The following is an 18,193-nucleotide window of genomic DNA, read 5'->3' on the forward strand; positions in this document are numbered from 1 at the left end:
GCTAGTACTCTTTATAGAGTCTGTTTCAGTATCCACAAAAAAAGCTTGTACATTTGAGATCATTCAATGAATTCAATGAATATGTGAATATCATATGAGGCTTGTGAAAATAATCAAAAAAGACTGCTTCTACATGATGTAGAGGCAGTCTTTTTAATATGTGCAGAGGGAAATATTTCATTTGAATCTAAAATCGATATTATTTAATTTTGATATGAATACTGTGCTGTGTCTGAGCAGGTGTTCCTTTGGCTTTGATCATATAGACAATACCTACAAGGATATATAACACGATAAACAGAGCGGAGAAGCGGTACATAGAAGTATAACTGGTAATCCCTGCAATAGCTCCTAAGATCATCGCACCGAGCGCTACGCCCATATCCAGTGAGTTGAGGAACATCCCGTTCGCCATACCACGTTGATGTGGATTGACCACTTGAATCATCCATGTCTGCATGGTTGGTTGTAATGCTCCCCATCCTAGTCCATAACATATCGCTGAACCGAATAAGCCAAGCGTAGAGTGTGCAAAAGATAACAATAATAAACCGGCGATTAATAAGACAGCACCGGGTATGATCAGCGCTTTAGGGCCTTTGCTATCATAGATTTTGCCTGAAAACGGACGAACTGCAATCACAGCCAAAGCATTAAATAAGAAAAAGTAACCTGGATTAGCAAGATGAGCTTCTTTACCGAATAAAGCGATAAAGCTTACCAATCCACCATATGTTAATGACATTAAGAAATTCAAAAGACTGGGTAATAATAATTTTTTCTCGAATTTAGAAGCTTTAGCAGGAAGCGATGGAGTATCGATTGTCTCAACAACTATTCCTTCTGAAGCTGCTTTGGCTTGGGCAGCTAATTTGCGCTGATCTGCTATGATTTTTTGCTCAGCAATCTTTTTATCTTGCCCTTTAACAAGGCTATAAGCAAGCGGGAACAAAATAAGAATAAATATCGAACCAATAATAATCAACGGTGTAAATCCATATTGCTTTTCAATACTCATCCCGATCAGTGGACCCATCGACATGGAGATTGTAGTCGACAGACCAAAGTATCCCATACCTTCACCCATGCGCTTGCGTGGGATAATATCGGATACCATCGTTGGAAAAGTAGTACTATACATCCCAAATCCAAATCCAAAAATAACACGCATCACCAATAATAAAATAATAGTAGCACTAAAATAGTATCCAATCGTACCTAGCAGTGCGATCAACAATCCACCAAACAAAATCACATTCCGTTTACCCAGTTCTAAGGCTCTCGCTGAAAATAAACGGGAAACGATCGCTGCTAATGCCATCAGACTTGTACATAGACTGACATAGAAGTCGCCTGCATTATAATGTTCACGCATGTATAAAGGTAAAGAAGATAAGATCATATGCAGATTAAGAAAAACAAGTAAGTTACATGCAGTTAAAATTAAAAATTCTTTCGTCCAAAGACGAGAAGGGGCGTCTGCATCTATATCTGCTATCTCTGTTAACGGTTGATCCTGTTGGGATGGAAGGCTATCTTTTGATAAAAGGTTCTCTTTGTTAGTATGTTCCATAGTCTATATTTCTCTCCATTTCTTTTGCCAATCCTAATTCTTGTGACGCGGTACTTCAGGTGTATCTTCGGCATGAGGTTCTAACTTATTGCGTAATAAATGCAGTAAATGATGAAGTTCTTTGAATTGCTCAGGTGTAAGTAGGTTTGTTAAGTCTTGATTATGTTTTTGTTCAATCGCATAGATTTTTTCCATTAATTTACGCCCAGCAGGCAGAGGGTAGACAAGAAAAGCTCTACGATCTTGAGGGTCCATTTCTTTACGAATTAGATTTTTGCGGTGCAATACATCCAATATACGAGCCGTAGTCGGTTGATCTTTGAACACATGCGAAGCTAGTTCTTTCTGATTCATACCTTCTTGCGCACAGACATAATACAATACACTCCATTGTTCAGGTGTAATATCATGTTCTTTTAAATGATAAGCCAAAGACTGACTGACTTTACGATAAGTCGTTCCTAACACAAACCCGATCGATTCTAATTCTTGCACGATATACCCACTCCTTAGCGCCTGCAACTAAAAGCGCGACTTTTTGTGATTGAATAAGAAAGTGATTTGTACGAAGTTAAATATCTTACTTCTCATTAGGTAAAGGCATCATTCAATATAGATGTTATAACAATTATATCTAAGACAATTAAAATTTGCAATAAAAAAGCAGGAATCCGAAGATCCCTGCTTATAAAGTATAATCACTTATACTTGGATGACTTATTTAGTTCCAGCTTCTTCTTTAACTTCTTCTTTAGCTTGAGGAACAGATTCCCAGTCTTTCAAGAAACGTTCGATACCACTGTCAGTCAATGGGTGTTTCCATAGAACTGGAACCAAAGTACCTGGAATAGTAGCGATGTGAGCACCAGCAAGAGCAGCTGCTTCTACATGACCTACATTACGGATACTTGCAGCGATAATTTCTGATTTCAAACCATAAGTGTCTAAGATTGAACGAAGATCGCGAATCAATTTCATACCATCAACAGCGATATCATCTAGACGACCTACGAATGGGCTGATGAATGTAGCGCCAGCTTTAGCTGCCATCAAACCTTGTGCTGCGGAGAAGATCAAAGTTACGTTTGTTTTGATACCTTCTTTAGAAAGTTGGTTACAAGCGTACAATCCTTCTTCAGTCATAGGCAATTTGATAACAACGTTTGGTGCCCATTTTGCGATTTCGTGAGCTTCTTTCAACATACCTTCAGCATCAAGGCTTACAACCTCTGCGCTTACTGGTCCGTCAATAATCGCACAAATTTCGTCGATTACATCTTTAAATACACGACCTTCTTTAGCGATCAATGAAGGGTTAGTTGTTACACCATCTACGATTCCCAAACGTGAAATACGTTTGATTTCTTCAAGGTTACCTGTGTCTAAGAAAAATTTCATTTCTCTTTTCCTCCTCGTAAAATTCTATAATTTGTAAAACGTTAGGCATCCAGCTGCAATTTGTAACATGTATCTACAACACGCCTAGAAATAAACACCTATCATTCTATTAACCAAAATGATCGATATGTACACTTTTAAGCGATTGTTTATTATCCAAGACAAATTGCTGAAAAACAATGTCTATGTATCATTTTTACCATATTTAAAGGATTCACACAACTCTACGTTTTGGTTTTGGGGGGAATTAGAGGTGAACCAAAGACAAACCCAAATCGATATGTTGATTTAAAAAATATCAATAGACCATATATAGTATAAAAATGACCTTATTATTGTCAAAATGAGACTTTCAAAAGAATAAAAAATATTTTTTAAAATGATAGATTCATTCTTAAATATACAATGATTATCAATAATGCTATTCACAAACAACTTCAAAATGACGAAATTAAATTATGAACAATTTATAGTATGAGGAGTGAATCACTTGTCTAATGAGTCTTCAAATCAAATAAATAATAATGGCAATTATGAAATTTCAGGTCATGGATCAATCAGCATTGTAGATATGATGGTTATCTGTATGCAATATTTCGAAAAAATTGTAGGTAACGATATTATGTTAGGTGTATGTGACTTGAAAGAGTTTAAATATTATCGTCCTGCTAAAGAATTGGATCTTGGTTTGCGTCCAGGTACACCGATCTCGCCAGACGATAATAATTTACGTGCAGCATTGGTAGATGGAATATCTTCTGTGAGTCGTGTACCTGCTTCTGCGTATGGATTTGAATTGGATGCCGCTTCGGTTCCAATTAAAGACGCAAATGGTAAAGTGATCGGTGCTTTGGCAACAGCGTACACGTTACAACACAATGAGCTGTTAGGTAACTTCACTATTGATCTAGAAACGATCAGTGGACAATTAAGCGATATGGTTCAGACGATTGCTGCTCAATCACAGCAATTATCTGCAACAACAACAGATATTCAGTCCAACACCCGTCAAGCAGTTGAAAATTCTAAAGATGTGAATAAAGTCGCTGGCTTTATCCGTGAAATTTCAGAGCAGACCAATTTGTTAGGTCTGAATGCAGCGATTGAAGCAGCCCGTGTAGGAGAAGCAGGAGCAGGGTTTGGTGTCGTAGCGTCTGAAGTACGCAAATTGTCTGTCGATACGAAGCAAGCGACACAAAATATCGAGAAATCATTATCCAGTGTGCAACAATCGATTCAATATATGGAACAAGAAATTTCAGCAATTGCTACGTCTTCTCATGAACAAGCACACTTAGTGAATGAATTTAGTGAAGTGGTAGATAGTTTAACTCAAATGAGTCATAAATTTAAAAAGTTTACTGATGAATTTTTGCAATCCCGTCTGTAAAATATAGATATATTCACATAGCAGTTTCTTGAGTATTATCAAGAGACTGCTATTTTTTTGGTTATTCTTAAATATGGGTAATGATAAAAGAATCTAGTCAATGAAAGGAAGAAGCTAATTTATGAGTGCTATATTTCGCAACGATTGGGCAGATGTACTAGAAGATGAACTGCAAAAGCCTTATTATTTGGAACTGCGTCAATTTCTAGCGCAAGAATATCGGACAGCAACGATCTATCCAGATATGTATGATATTTTTAACGCACTGCATTACACTTCATTAGAATCAACTCGGGTCGTTATTTTGGGTCAAGATCCTTATCATGGTCCAGGACAAGCGCACGGGTTAAGCTTTTCAGTCAAGCCAGGCGTATCGATTCCACCTTCATTACATAATATTTATCAAGAGTTACATGATGATCTAGGGTGTGCTATCCCTAAGCATGGTTCATTGATCCATTGGGCAGAACAAGGAGTTTTATTATTGAATGCTGTACTGACAGTCAGACGTGGACAAGCGGCTTCGCATCAGAATCAAGGATGGGAGACATTTACAGATCGTGTGATAGAAGCTGTAAATGAACGTGAGACACCTGCTGTATTTATTCTGTGGGGAAGCCATGCACAGCGTAAAGGAGCAGCGATCGACCGTAGTAAGCACCATGTGATTACCTCTACGCATCCCAGTCCTTTTTCAGCGCACAAAGGATTTATGGGCAGTAAGCCATTTAGTCATACGAATCAATTTTTGGAATCACAAGGGATGGAACCGATCGATTGGTGTATAAAGGATTGATTTGCAGAGCATGTAAGCGTTACAATCATAGAGGTTGATCTTTAGCAGAATGATGCTAATCTGTCCTACTATTTTACAGATGATTTGATCCAAAGGAGGATTTTGTCGAGTGGAATACCGTGTAGAGAAAGATACAATAGGCGAAATTAATGTACCTGCTGATAAATTATGGGGTGCACAAACACAGCGTAGTAAAGAAAACTTCAAAATTGGTCAAGAAAAAATGCCGAAGCAAGTGGTCTATGCATTTGCTTTGCTCAAAAAAAGCGCAGCACTGGTCAATCAACAATTAGGTAAATTATCCGCTGATAAAGCACAAGCGATCGCTCAAGCCGCAGATGAGATTCTAACAGGTCAATGGGATGAACACTTCCCATTAGTTGTCTGGCAGACAGGAAGCGGTACACAGTCCAATATGAACGTCAATGAAGTGATTGCACATCGTGGTAATCAGTGGCTTGAAGAACAAGGCAAAACAGATCGTCTACATCCGAATGATGATGTGAATATGTCGCAAAGTTCGAATGATACTTTTCCAACAGCATTACATGTAGCTGGTGTATTGGCTGTAGAAGATCATTTGATCCCTGCGATTGCTAAGCTTCAACAGACGTTTACACAGAAATCAGAAGAGTTCAAAGATTTGATCAAAATTGGACGTACTCATTTGCAAGATGCAACGCCACTTACACTGGGACAAGAGATCAGTGGATGGGAAGCGATGCTGGCGAAAAGTACACGTATGATTACACATAGTGTAGAAGAAATGAAAGAACTTGCTATCGGAGGCACAGCGGTCGGAACAGGAATTAATGCACATCCTGATTTTGGACGACTAACTTCTGAGAAAATTTCAGAATTAACAGGCAAATCATTTGTGACGGCTCCAAATAAATTCCATGCGTTAACAAGCCATGATGAAGTGGTCTATGTACACGGCGCTGTCAAAGCACTAGCGGCTGATCTGATGAAGATTGCTAATGATGTGCGCTGGTTAGCAAGTGGACCTCGTAGCGGTCTAGGAGAGCTTACAATTCCTGCTAATGAACCGGGTAGTTCAATTATGCCGGGTAAAGTCAATCCTACTCAATCCGAAGCGATGACGATGGTCGTTACGCAGGTGATGGGGAATGATGCAGCGATCGGTTTTGCGGCAAGTCAAGGGAACTTTGAATTGAATGTATTTAAGCCGGTAATTATTTATAATTTCCTCCAATCGGTTCAATTACTTGGTGATGCATTGATTTCATTCAATGATCATTGTGCTGTAGGCATTGAAGCGAATGTTGATCAGATTAAACATAACTTGGACAATTCATTAATGCTTGTAACTGCACTTAACCCGCATATTGGTTATGAAAATGCAGCGAAAATTGCCAAGCATGCACATCAAGAAGGGCTATCTTTGAAAGAAGCTGTATTACAAAGTGGATTGTTGACGGAAGAAGAATTCGACAAATACGTTGATCCTTCTCAAATGATTCATCCCAAAGCGTAATTGCTAGAGTGAGCGAAAGCAGATCGTGAACTACAGTATTGTATAATAAAATGATTCCACGAAGCCTTTTTCAAGTGATTTCTGAATTCATCTTCAGAGTTACAAGAAAAAGGCTTTTTTCTGTTGAGCGATAGAGTGCAATAGATGCGTAAGCTTTAGTTCATATCCCAATTATCAGCGTAATTGTGAATATATTCGATACCGTTTGAATTTTGTAGACACAGATTCGCCATAAATACTTGCCAAGTGAAATTGAATAAGCTACAATATCGTTACAAAGTTAATTGATAATAATTATCATTATCAATCGAACACTAAAAAATTGAGATTAAGGAGGGCCCGTGTGAATATATTATCGGATTGCCTCTCACAACTGACAGAACATCTTCGTGGTGATTCATCAGTGAAAGGGCTATTGATCACTGGTTCGGTCGCTTATGGATATTCTTCACCTCATTCAGATATGAATATTATGATTATTGTTTCAGATCAAGAATTTGAAGACCGTTTCCAATCCGGTTCATTGCATTATGATGGAGCCGAATGTAAGGTAGGACGTTCTTTGCAAAATATAGATGGCAAATACATTAGTATGGCGTATTTGGAGAAAGTAGCTCGCTGTGGTAGTGAACCTGCACGGTTTGCTTTTCTAGGTGCTATTGTCGTATTCTCAGATATTCCAGAACTGCGGGATGTATTAAACACGATCACAGAATATCCTATGTCTCTGAAGCAAAATAATATCCATCGGTTTTATGCTCAATTTGAAGCATGGTATGGAGAATGCAAACAAGCGTTGAAGCGTGATGATACGTATTTGCTACATCAAGCAGTGATGAATATGGCGCTATTCGGTGGCCGTATGGTGCTTGCACATAATGAAATGTTGTATCCCGGACATAAGTGGATGATGCGTGTACTAGACAGTGTGAGAGAGAAGCCTGAGCGGTTACGTGAACAGATTCAATCGTTGATGTCTGAACCGAAAGAAGCTGTGATTGAGCAATTTTACCGTCATATTACCGAGTTTCGTAATTGGGGAATTGGTGAGATGAAATGGGCAGACTATGTCATTCGAGATAGTGAGCTTCATTGGATGCAAGGTAGCTTGCCTGTCGCTGAACTTTAGACGTTTGCTCTAGTGAAACAATAAAAGAACAAAATAAAAGCGTCGTGTCTCTGGCTGAGAACGGCGCTTTTATTTTTGGATGAGCACAGGTATAAAACCGTGGCTATTTGGATGCATATTATTATCTGATGTGGATCATCACAATACTATATGAATAGTTTAGGTTGTAGTAGATATAAGCTGCGTCATCTAGTGCAAACAGGGACAAAGTATTCTCTATATGAACATGCCAGCTTTTCAAGGGAAAGTGGACATGGGATCATTACTTAGAAGCAAGAATAGAAGCTTTACCTAATAAATGCTGGAAGCTGATCATACCGTTACCATACAGATTGTCTTGACCTACTGCTCCCAAATCAATACTGCCTTGGTTTAGAGCCTGACGAATCTGTGCATTAGTGCTACCTGGATAAGCTTGTTTGAGAATAGCAGCCATACCTGTTACAAATGGAGCAGCAACCGATGTACCACTACGAAGCTCATATTTACCGTTACTAGATGTACTCACAATATCTACACCTGGTGCTGTAAGTTCGATATCAGAACCGCTAGAAGAAAAATCAGCACGTTGTAGATTGTCGTCTATAGCAGCTACAGCGATCACATGGCTAGATTTAGCTGGATATTGAACCGTATCTGTTGCTGCACTAGCTGTACCTTTATTACCAGCAGCTGCGATAAGCAAGATGCCATTTTGATCAGCAGAAGCAAGTACTTGTTCAACGGCTGGAGAACCTTCTGGAAAAGCGATCGACATGTTAACAATATCCATATGGTTCTGAATAGCCCAGTCTACACCTTTAGCTAAATCTTCTGTTGAACCATTACCTTTGCTATCCAAAATTTTGACTGCGTAGATTTGAGCGTCTGGTGCTTCACCTACAAGACCTTTACCATTCGATTGAGCGCCAATCACGCCTGCTACAAATGTTCCGTGTCCATTATCATCTGCATAAGATTGAGTGTAACCCACTTCAGATACACCACCAGCGATATTCAATTCAGAGTGAGCAGAAATTCCTGTATCTAAAATAGCGATTTTTACACCTTTACCTGTGTAACCACTATCAGAAGCCATTTGAGCATCAATAGTACCGTATCCCCATGAAGCTTGTTCATTTCCTTTTACATTTACTGTTTTGATATTTCCACCAAAAGCTTGAGCAGCCGAAGTATAGGTTGTATTTTGTTCGATACTTGTAATGCCTGATTGTGTAGCAAGATCATTCTTTTGATCATTTGTAAGATTGACAGCAACCATATTTAGATGGTTAAATGCGTGAAGATCATTAGTAGATTGATCAGCTACTTGTGCAATCTGTTCTTTACCTTGATCGTTAGAATAAGAAACGATATAACGTTGAGTAGTTGTATCTGTAGTATTCATAGTTGGTACATATAGTGACAACGTAAGTGGAATAGCGATAGTGGCAATAAGTGCCGTTAATTTTAGTTTGGAGTTTTTAAAGTTCATTAGTCTTAGGTCTCCCTGCTTATTATAGGTATTAAGTATTATATATTTAACCATATTATACACTTTGAAACATATTAATACAATAATCGACAAAATAAATTTTGTTTTATTTTGTCTTAATATGTCGTATTATGTATTATTTATATCGGTACGATTTTGAGAAAGTTTATAGTTTTCAATTAAGTTGTGCAAAATATTTCAAAAAAATAAAAGACCCGTTCAATAAACCGGGTCTTTTACCTAATTATTTAGACGCTTATTTTATCATTTTATCTATTCATATCACTAGAAATCATTTCATCGACAGTGACATCAGCTACATCACGTACAGGTGCAGTAGGGAAGTAACCGATACTTGATGCATAACTCAACATAGCTGATATAAATTCATAATCAGGTTTGGGACAGAATACTTCTTGTTGCTCTAACAACTTGGCAGTCTCAGGATTAGCGAGTCGGTAAGGAGAATCTTTAGCGCCATCACCATCTAATTGACCCATTGCTAACAAAAGAGCATCTGCTTGCTTCTCGATAGAAGAATCTAACAGCCATTCAGCATATTCTTTAGCTGGTAAAACATCAATCGAATATCCAAACGTTTGGATCATTGCAATCAAATCATCGTAATGAACTTGTTGTGGGTTACAGATATGGAACATTTGACCTGCTGTATCCGGTTGAAGCGCCAGATGAATAATTGAACGACCTGCATAATCTATCGGTGTAAAGTCCATCCATTGATTTGCAGCAGGGGCTTTACCTAATAACAGCATCGCTTTGATCATACGATACATTGCATTACTGTCTATATTACGTTGGAAGCGACCAGTTACCGATTGGCTAGATAAGTTACCTGCGCGATAGATGTTGACAGGGATACCACGTTCTCCAGCTGCAAATATTAATTTTTCTGCTTCTAGCTTGCTGTTAGTGTACATATTTTCAGTTTGAAGATCGTCAGCAAGGATGCCGGTTTGTTTTACTTGATCCCATTTGCCTTCTAATGATAAATCTTCAGGAATGCCCATCGTAGAAATATGATGGAAGCGAATGCCTTGACGTGTACTAGCGATCGCTAGTAATTCTGCTGTTGAATAAATATTAGATTTGGCAAATTGTTCTGTATCCCCGAAATGTCGAACATCTGCTGCACTATGGATAATCGCATCAATATGCTCTGTAATCATTTCATAATCGCTATCGCTAAGTCCTAGATGCTTACTTTCTAGATCGCCTTCTACAGCAGTTACACGTTCTTCAAAGTCACGTAATACTTCTTGTCCGAAATACAGTTCCATTGTGCCTTTGAGACGTTCTATACTAGCTGCACTACCTGTTTTACGTACAAGGGCATAGATGTGAGCATTACTTTGTTGCAAAAGCTCATACAGCAAGTGTGATCCTAGATATCCTGTAGCGCCTGTTAATAAAACATGAGTGGTGTTCAGCAATCCTGAATAACTGGTTTGAATACGAGCAGGGAACTCCACCAGATCAATAGTGTGTTCAATCGTTGGGCTTGTTGCTTCAATATTCATTTTATCGTCTAACTGAAGAGCATATTCGGCTAACTGGATAATCGTTTTGTAAGCGAACAGATCTGCTATTTTGAGATTAGGAAATTGTGGTTTTAACAATGTAAGAACATGGAGTACTTTCAGAGAATCTCCGCCAATTTCAAAAAAGTCATCGTGAATACCTATTTGTTGCTTATTTAAAACGCCTGACCATGCATCTGCTATCCATTGTTGTGTTTCGTTTTGTGGAGCGACATAATCGGTAGCTGTTTCTTGCATTTCGATATGATCATAAGCGATCAATTTTTTGCGTTCTGCTTTGCCTGTTGGAGAGATAGGAATCTCGTCTAACTGACATACAAATCTAGGCACAAAATAAGAAGGCAGTCGATCAGACAAAAATTGCTTAATTGCAGCTGGAGATAATGCTGTACCATCAATCGTTGTAAAGTAAGCGACTAGCATATTTTGACCGGTTTCATCTACTTTAGGAACCACAACAGCATCTTGCATATTCGGATATTTGTTCAGGCTATCTTCAATTTCACCGATTTCGATACGATGACCTCGAATTTTAATCTGAGAATCGCGTCTACCTACATATTCAATCGTACCATCTGCTAACAATTTAGCTAAGTCACCCGAACGATAGATTTTTTCACCATTACCGGATGGGTCTGGCATAAAGGCTGCGGCTGTTTTTTCAGGTTGATCCAGATAACCATGAGCAATACCTACAGTTGAAATATAAATTTCTCCAGGAACGCCTACAGGAGAGAGCATTTGAAATTCGTTCATGATATAGACTTTATAGTTATCAATAGGGCGTCCAATAGGAACATTTACAACATCTTCACTAAGTGTAGTATCTACTTTATGCATAGTTGCACAAACCGTACATTCAGTAGGACCATAGGCATTGACCACTTCAATCGGTTTGCCTATTTTCTGTTGGAACGTCCGTACACGTTTGCCATACAACGCTTCTCCAGCAGCAGCAATCAATTTAAGACTGGCTAATCTGGCATAACCTTCGTCAGACAAATAAGCAGATAACTGATTAAAGAATACAGTAGGTAAAGCTGTTACAATTGTTGTTTGTGTACGCTCAATGGCAATTGCAAATTCTTCGATAGACACTCTTTCTTCAGCATCTAATAAGAATAAATGTGCACCATGGAAAAGGGCAGCAATTGTTTCCCAGACAGAGCCGTCAAAGCTATAAGTAGCAAACTGAGTCATCACATCTTGAGAAGTTACATTAAATTCTCTTTGCAAAATTTCGCCTAAGTTGACTACGCCACGATGAGCAACCAATGTACCTTTAGGCTTACCTGTAGAACCAGACGTATAAATAACATAAGCTAGATCATCAGGTAATACAGTAATATTCGGATTGACCAAAAATGCTGGATCAGATGTTAAGTTCAGATATTCAATATCAAGGATGCCTCGTAATGTGGTAATACCTTCAGTCAGTTGAAGAACTTTATTATTGTATTTGTGCTGAATCAATACAAAAGCAGATTGGGTATCTTGTACAATATAGTGATTGCGTTCATCAGGATGAGAAGGATCTACAGGTACATAGACACCGCCAGCTTTCATAATACCTAGTAAGCTGATCACACTGTCCAGACTGCGATCAATATACATCGTTACAAATTCACCCTGTTGCAGTCCTTGTCTTAACAACAAATGTGCAACTTGGTTAGCGCGCTGATTCAACTCTTCATACGTATATTCTGTCCCTTGAAAAGAAATAGCAGTATGTTGAGGATATTTATTTACAGCAGCTTCAAAAGCGCCATGATACGTTTGTTGATCTTGATAAGGGAAAGCAGTGTTATTCATTTCTTGATAGATCGCGTGGTCTTGAGCATTTAATATATCAATAGAACCAATAGCAAGTGCTGTATTATCTAATAATCCTTCTAACAAACGGATATAATAATCCGCAAAGCGTTCAATCGTTGCTGCTGTTAGTAAAGAATCGTTATATTCAATCGCAATAGAGAGTGAGGTGGCATGAGCTTCTAATGTCCAGTTCATGACTTGTCCAGGTTGTGCAGGAATCTGCTGTCCAAAATGAAAAACCGTTTCGCTTTTTACAGGAGATGTAGCTGGGCTTGCATCGAGTTGTGAAGCAACATAGTCGACTAAAGACTGAAAATAAGGATAATCTTCGATAGAAAGAGAAAAAGGGAAAAGTCCAGTTGTTGATCCAGATACTGCATGAATCTCGTGTTCCCCCGAGATTCGATAAAGCCATCCAAGGTAAGCAGAAAACAGAACAGCTTGACGCTCAATAGGATTGACTAATGTCCCGATGTATAAAGCAATTTTGGCACCTAGGTCAAAACGATAAACAGCAAACGTATCTTTCTGTTGTTGTCTTGCTTGATCTAGTGGAATTTGCAAAGCAGGTAATTGAATATATTCGTTAGGTGTAAAGGCATTTTCCGACAGTGACATAGAACATCTCTCCTTTGAAGTTGATCGCTGTAATGGTAGATATGAGAAAAGAGTAAGCGATATATGTGAATTAAATGTGATCTAATGATGAAATAAAATATATAATTTTCTTAAAATAAAGATATTAGGATAGAAAGTGAATGCCGTCCACAAGTTCTGTGGAAGGCATTCTTCCCTAAATCAGATTAATCTATTTTGCGTACATGGAAATGAGAGATCAATTCTTGAAGTTGTTCAGCCATTGTTGAAAGTTGGTTAGCTGCATCTGTGGTCGAGATAATCGAAGATTTTTGACCTTCAACGTGCTGAGATACTTTAGCGCTATTTTCTGCTGCAACACTTGCTGTTGTTTTAAGGTTCTCTGTAGTTGCTGTCATTTCTTCTGTACCTGCTGAGATTTCTTGAGTAGCACTAGAAATATCTTGAATTTGCTCGGTTACTTGTTTAGTTACAGATTGAATTTCGGCAAACAGTTTGCCAGTTTGGTCAGCAATAGATAGACCATATTCCACTTCTTCTGTTCCTTTTTTCATTGCAGTTACTGCATTTTGGATCTCTGTTTGAATCTCAGTGATTAAAGTACTGATCTGGTTCGCAGATTGAGCAGACTGTTCTGCAAGGTTACGAACTTCTCCAGCAACCACTGCAAATCCACGTCCATGTTCACCTACACGTGCTGCTTCAATCGATGCATTCAAAGCAAGCAAGTTAGTCTGACCGGAGATTCCTGTAATAATACCTAGAATATTACCGATTTCTTGTGAACGACTTTCAAGCAATTCAACTGCTTTGGAAGTATCATGTACAGAACGAGAGATCAATGTCATTTGTTCTGTTACTTGGTTAACGACTTTATTACCTTCTACTGATTTTTGCTCCATTGAATACGCTTGGTCTGCTACGTTGGAAGAGTTGTTAGCAATCGTATGAATAACGGTTGAAATTTCTCCCATTGCTTTAGCTGTATCTTCTGTAGCTTCTTCTTGATATTTCATACCATTAGCGATGTCTTGAATATTGCTAATCAATGTTAATGAACGCTCACTATTGTCAGATGAAGTATCCATTAGCATTTTGGCAGATTCAGTAACTTGTTGAGAAGCAGATTGTACATTGACGATAACACTGTTCATTTTTTCAACCATTTGGTTAAATTTGTGATTGATAATCCCTAGATCATCTTTACCTGTTTTGATATGAATATCTAGATTACCTTTACTTACATCTTCAATTCCACGAATCAATTCGCGAAGAGGAGCTAGTGTTCTACGAACTACAAAGAATTGAAGTAAGAAGATAACGATAAGGAAGAGTACCATGATCGTAATACCACGCACTAACAATTGATTCAGACCTTCTGGTACAGCACTTGCATCTGCATCTACTCCAAAGTAAGCAACAACTTTACCGTCACCATTTTGAATAGGATACAAAATAGTCGTCCATAGTCCAAGATCATCGGTGTAGAAACTTGTAAAAGTAGGTTGCTTCGTTTTGAGCATTTCTTGAATTCCGTTTACGATTTCAGTAGGTTGTTCGTACAAATATCCGATATCGATATTTCCCTGTTTTAAAGCTTCCATAACTTTAGTTGGCACAGCGATCAATGATGTTTTATTACCGTCTGCCAATTCCGTCCCGAAAATGTAAGCTTGAGAAATGTTAGGATTATATTTGTTGATATTATCTAAGTAGCTACGGATTTCTGTTTGTTTAGCACCCTCATAACTTTTTTCAGCCACAAGTTTTTCAACATCAGCAAGAGTAATACCTTGTGCAAAAGTGTCGGTTACCGCTTGAACTTGACCATGAAGTTGATTGATTAAGATCGTTTTCTGGGTAAAATAACTGCTTACCAACAAGATGACTCCGATAAGTATGATACTAGCTGCTGAGATTAATAAATTTTTAGCGAAAAAAGATAGTCTACTGATTTTCTTCAATGCTCTCACTCCTATTTTTGGTTGGTGAATCTAAGGTTGCGTGACTCCCTATAAAGCTTATCGGTCAACGTAGTCAACAATCTAAGATTTTGTAGATGGATAAGGATTGTTGTGAGCCTGTTTGTTGACAACAATCAATAAGAAATAAAATAACAAATCAACTAATAGAGAACTAAGCAAATTAGGTATTTAGTATGACCCATAAATCGGCTTGTTTCGAATAATTTGTCGCTTTATTTCCATAAAGCTGTAAAAAATGGCACAGTAACACTCATTTCTATATGTCGGAATTTGTATTCCAATAATTTATAGTAGTTAGTAATTTTCTTTAACTTTATAAACATAGTTCTATAGAATTGAACCAAAAGACCTAAAAAATATTTAGAATTATATAGTTTTTGTCATTTTTTGCAATAAGAAGGATAGAAATTAGAGAGGAATTGCTTTTGTAATTCTGAATACATTCAGATAAAATAGGATATAAGATGATTACGCATGATATTTTCCTAGCGGTTCATTAAGTACCCATTCAAGCATATTGGACATATCTTCGATACGAGCAAGTTGTTCATTGAGCGAGGTATAAGAAGCAGTTTCAGGCGTTAGACCCTCAAGGCGTGTCTGGATATTTCTTTTCTGCAATGTCAATTCGTTGAGTTTGGATTTGATCTGATTTTCGGTTCGCATAATAGTAAGCTCCTTTTAATTTGTGAATGTGTATAGTATGATGCTGAGAATATTCACCCGTATTCAGTATAGTGCAAATGTTACATGAAATCTATGGATGAGACTCATTCTGTTATTTCATATCCATAACATCGTATCCAATAAATTATTAGACTAAATAATGGAGTGAACAGGTCATGAATATCAAAAAGTTAGCGGCGGAGAAAGCAGTGGATTGGGTAGAAGAAGGGATGATGGTTGGTCTAGGTACAGGTTCTACAGCGGCTTATGCTATTGAAAAAATTGGTGAACGTGTGAAGCAAGGACTACATATACGTGCAGTAGCAACCTCTGTTCAATCAGAAAATCTAGCACGGGAGTGGTCTATACCCATCATTCCTTTTGCTGAAGTAGGAGAAATTGATCTTACAATTGATGGTGCAGATGAGGTCGATCCTAATCTTAATCTCATTAAAGGGGGCGGAGGCGCATTGTTACGTGAAAAAATCGTAGCCGCTCGAAGTCGTCAAGTGATGATCATTACAGGTGAAAATAAAGTGGTACAGAAACTGGGCGCTTTTCCTTTGCCTGTAGAAGTGGTTACTTTTGCTCATGAGTGGACGATTGAGAAATTAGCTAGCTTTGGATGCAAACCTGTATTGCGTCAAACGAAAGATGGCGATGTGTTCAAAACAGACAATGGCAACTATACAGTAGATTGTCATTTCAATGTGATTGAGGATGCAGCACGATTACATCATCAGTTGAATAATATTCCAGGTGTTGTAGATAATGGATTATTTATTAATATGGCTAGTGCAGTTGTTGTTGCTTATGAAAGTGGCGTTATCGAAGTATTACGTGCACCTGCTCGTCGTTCATAAATATAATAAAGCAAGCTAAAAACTAAAAGAAACTGTCTGATAGAGGAAGTGATCAGATGGTTGCTTTTAGTTTAACTGCTATCAGTACACTATATAATTTATAGTTGACAAAAGTGTATTTATATATTATCTTTAAATTAAGATTTATGAATTGATACTATTACAGTATCCAAATAAAAGGAGAGATTTCATCCATGTCTAAAGTTCTTTTTGTTAAAGCGAATAACCGTCCTGCTGATCAAGCAGTCAGCGTACAACTATACGAAGCATTCCTAAACAGCTACAAAACTTCTCATCCACAAGACGAAGTGGTAGAACTTGATTTATTTGCTGAAAATATTCCTTACTATGATGCATTTGTTCTAGGTGCTAACTTCAAAGCTTCTCAAGGTATGGAAGTATCTGCTGAAGAGCAAGCGGCTGTTGACCGTGTAAACAAATACTTAACTCAATTTTTGGGTGCTGATAAAGTGGTTATTGCATTCCCATTGTGGAACTTTGCTGTTCCTGCTGTATTGCATAGCTACTTCGACTACTTGTCTCAAGCTGGCAAAACGTTCAAATATACTGCTGAAGGTCCTGTAGGACTTGCTGGTGGTAAAAAAGTAATGTTGTTACACGCTAGTGGTGGCGTATATTCTGAAGGTCCTGGCGCTGATATCGAATTGGCTGTACGTTATGTACAAACATTGCTTGGCTTCTGGGGTATTACAGATGTTGAGAAATTCATCATCGAAGGTCACAACGCATTCCCGGATCGTTCACAACAAATCGTTGCTGATGGTCTTCAAAATGCAGCAACAGTTGCACAAAGCTTCTAATTTAAACGTATTTTATTGAAATAAAATCATAAAGCGTCTGCGTATATTTTTCTGAATTTAAATGAAAAACATCGCAGGCGCTATATGTTTAGAATATAACGATTATGATAGTTAGGAGGTTTCATAGATGAAACACTCGTCGATTCAACCGAATCCAGATATGGAAAATGATGAAGAAAAAGAATCTCTTCATTTGTTAATTATATTGTCACGTGCTTATCAGGCTGTAATGAATCAGGTGAATGATGATATTCAAAGTTATGGTCTGAACCCAACTGAGTTTGGTGTATTGGACTTTTTGTATCACAGCGAGAATCCACAGCCATTGCAGAAAATAGGGCAAAAAGTACTGATTTCTAGCGGGAATATCACGTATGTGGTCGACAAGTTAGAAAAGAAAAATATGTTATGCCGTCGTGCTTGTGATAATGACCGTCGTGTTATTTTTGCAGAGCTAACTGAAGAAGGCAATCAATTTTTTGAGAGCATTTTTACAGGTCACAAACAAGCTATTATCAAAGCTACACAAGGGTTAAATCATGATGAGAAATTAGATATTATTCCATTACTCAAAAAGCTAGGATATGCTGCCGCGAACAAAGAAGTCTAATCAGTGATTATACCACTGA

Annotated in this window: 14 protein-coding genes; 7 read left to right on the plus strand and 7 right to left on the minus strand. The window is 37.9% G+C overall.

From position 1 onward, the window contains the following. Nucleotides 1-199: 199 nt before the first annotated feature. The 3 genes from PO903_RS13575 to fsa all read right to left on the minus strand — a co-directional run bounded on the left by PO903_RS13575 (nt 200) and on the right by fsa (nt 2,971). The gene (locus PO903_RS13575) at nt 200-1,573 is read right to left on the minus strand and encodes an MFS transporter (protein ID WP_083243339.1); all 1,374 of its coding nucleotides are present in this window, start codon (nt 1,571-1,573) and stop codon (nt 200-202) included. A 33-nt stretch (nt 1,574-1,606) separates the two neighbouring features. Then, on the minus strand, nt 1,607-2,068 hold the full coding sequence (locus PO903_RS13580) for a MarR family winged helix-turn-helix transcriptional regulator (RefSeq protein ID WP_273593680.1): 462 nt from the start codon (nt 2,066-2,068) through the stop codon (nt 1,607-1,609). 222 nt (nt 2,069-2,290) lie between these two features. Next, nucleotides 2,291-2,971 carry a fructose-6-phosphate aldolase gene (gene fsa, locus PO903_RS13585; RefSeq protein ID WP_069326331.1) on the minus strand — a complete coding sequence of 227 codons (681 nt, stop codon included), beginning with the start codon at nt 2,969-2,971 and terminating at the stop codon, nt 2,291-2,293. Between the two features lie 490 nt (nt 2,972-3,461). Between fsa and PO903_RS13590 the strand changes: the two genes are divergently transcribed. The 4 genes from PO903_RS13590 (at nt 3,462) to PO903_RS13605 (ending at nt 7,784) form a co-directional block, all read left to right on the plus strand. Continuing rightward, the gene (locus PO903_RS13590) at nt 3,462-4,361 is read left to right on the plus strand and encodes a methyl-accepting chemotaxis protein (protein WP_273593681.1); all 900 of its coding nucleotides are present in this window, start codon (nt 3,462-3,464) and stop codon (nt 4,359-4,361) included. Nucleotides 4,362-4,482: 121 nt separating this feature from the next. Beyond that, a complete protein-coding gene (locus PO903_RS13595) occupies nt 4,483-5,157 on the plus strand; it encodes a uracil-DNA glycosylase (RefSeq protein ID WP_137222596.1) in 675 nt (224 codons plus the stop codon). Nucleotides 5,158-5,266: 109 nt separating this feature from the next. Continuing rightward, nucleotides 5,267-6,655, plus strand: a complete 1,389-nt coding sequence (gene fumC, locus PO903_RS13600; RefSeq protein WP_069326333.1) for a class II fumarate hydratase — start codon at nt 5,267-5,269, stop codon at nt 6,653-6,655. 343 nt (nt 6,656-6,998) lie between these two features. Beyond that, nucleotides 6,999-7,784, plus strand: a complete 786-nt coding sequence (locus PO903_RS13605; RefSeq protein WP_069326334.1) for a hypothetical protein — start codon at nt 6,999-7,001, stop codon at nt 7,782-7,784. Between the two features lie 262 nt (nt 7,785-8,046). Here PO903_RS13605 and PO903_RS13610 read toward each other — a convergent pair whose 3' ends face one another. The 4 genes from PO903_RS13610 to PO903_RS13625 form a co-directional block, all read right to left on the minus strand. Continuing rightward, nucleotides 8,047-9,258 carry a S8 family peptidase gene (locus PO903_RS13610; RefSeq protein ID WP_273593682.1) on the minus strand — a complete coding sequence of 404 codons (1,212 nt, stop codon included), beginning with the start codon at nt 9,256-9,258 and terminating at the stop codon, nt 8,047-8,049. Nucleotides 9,259-9,527: 269 nt separating this feature from the next. Continuing rightward, nucleotides 9,528-13,250, minus strand: coding sequence for a non-ribosomal peptide synthetase family protein (locus PO903_RS13615; RefSeq protein ID WP_273593683.1), 3,723 nt, complete (start codon nt 13,248-13,250; stop codon nt 9,528-9,530). Between the two features lie 185 nt (nt 13,251-13,435). Continuing rightward, the gene (locus tag PO903_RS13620; protein ID WP_069326337.1) at nt 13,436-15,193 is read right to left on the minus strand and encodes a methyl-accepting chemotaxis protein; all 1,758 of its coding nucleotides are present in this window, start codon (nt 15,191-15,193) and stop codon (nt 13,436-13,438) included. A gap of 489 nt (nt 15,194-15,682) precedes the next feature. Beyond that, the gene (locus PO903_RS13625; protein WP_069326338.1) at nt 15,683-15,880 is read right to left on the minus strand and encodes a hypothetical protein; all 198 of its coding nucleotides are present in this window, start codon (nt 15,878-15,880) and stop codon (nt 15,683-15,685) included. Nucleotides 15,881-16,056: 176 nt separating this feature from the next. Here PO903_RS13625 and rpiA point away from each other — a divergent pair, with 176 nt between their 5' ends. The 3 genes from rpiA to PO903_RS13640 all read left to right on the plus strand — a co-directional run bounded on the left by rpiA (nt 16,057) and on the right by PO903_RS13640 (nt 18,174). Continuing rightward, nucleotides 16,057-16,743, plus strand: coding sequence for a ribose-5-phosphate isomerase RpiA (gene rpiA / locus PO903_RS13630; RefSeq protein ID WP_069326339.1), 687 nt, complete (start codon nt 16,057-16,059; stop codon nt 16,741-16,743). Nucleotides 16,744-16,937: 194 nt separating this feature from the next. Beyond that, complete coding sequence (locus PO903_RS13635; protein WP_069326340.1) at nt 16,938-17,564, plus strand: FMN-dependent NADH-azoreductase; 627 nt, start codon at nt 16,938-16,940, stop codon at nt 17,562-17,564. A gap of 127 nt (nt 17,565-17,691) precedes the next feature. Further along, complete coding sequence (locus PO903_RS13640) at nt 17,692-18,174, plus strand: MarR family winged helix-turn-helix transcriptional regulator (protein ID WP_425415566.1); 483 nt, start codon at nt 17,692-17,694, stop codon at nt 18,172-18,174. Nucleotides 18,175-18,193: the final 19 nt, after the last annotated feature.

Source organism: Paenibacillus sp. PK4536 (genome assembly GCF_028594455.2).
Lineage (GTDB): Bacteria > Bacillota > Bacilli > Paenibacillales > Paenibacillaceae > Saccharibacillus > Saccharibacillus nuruki.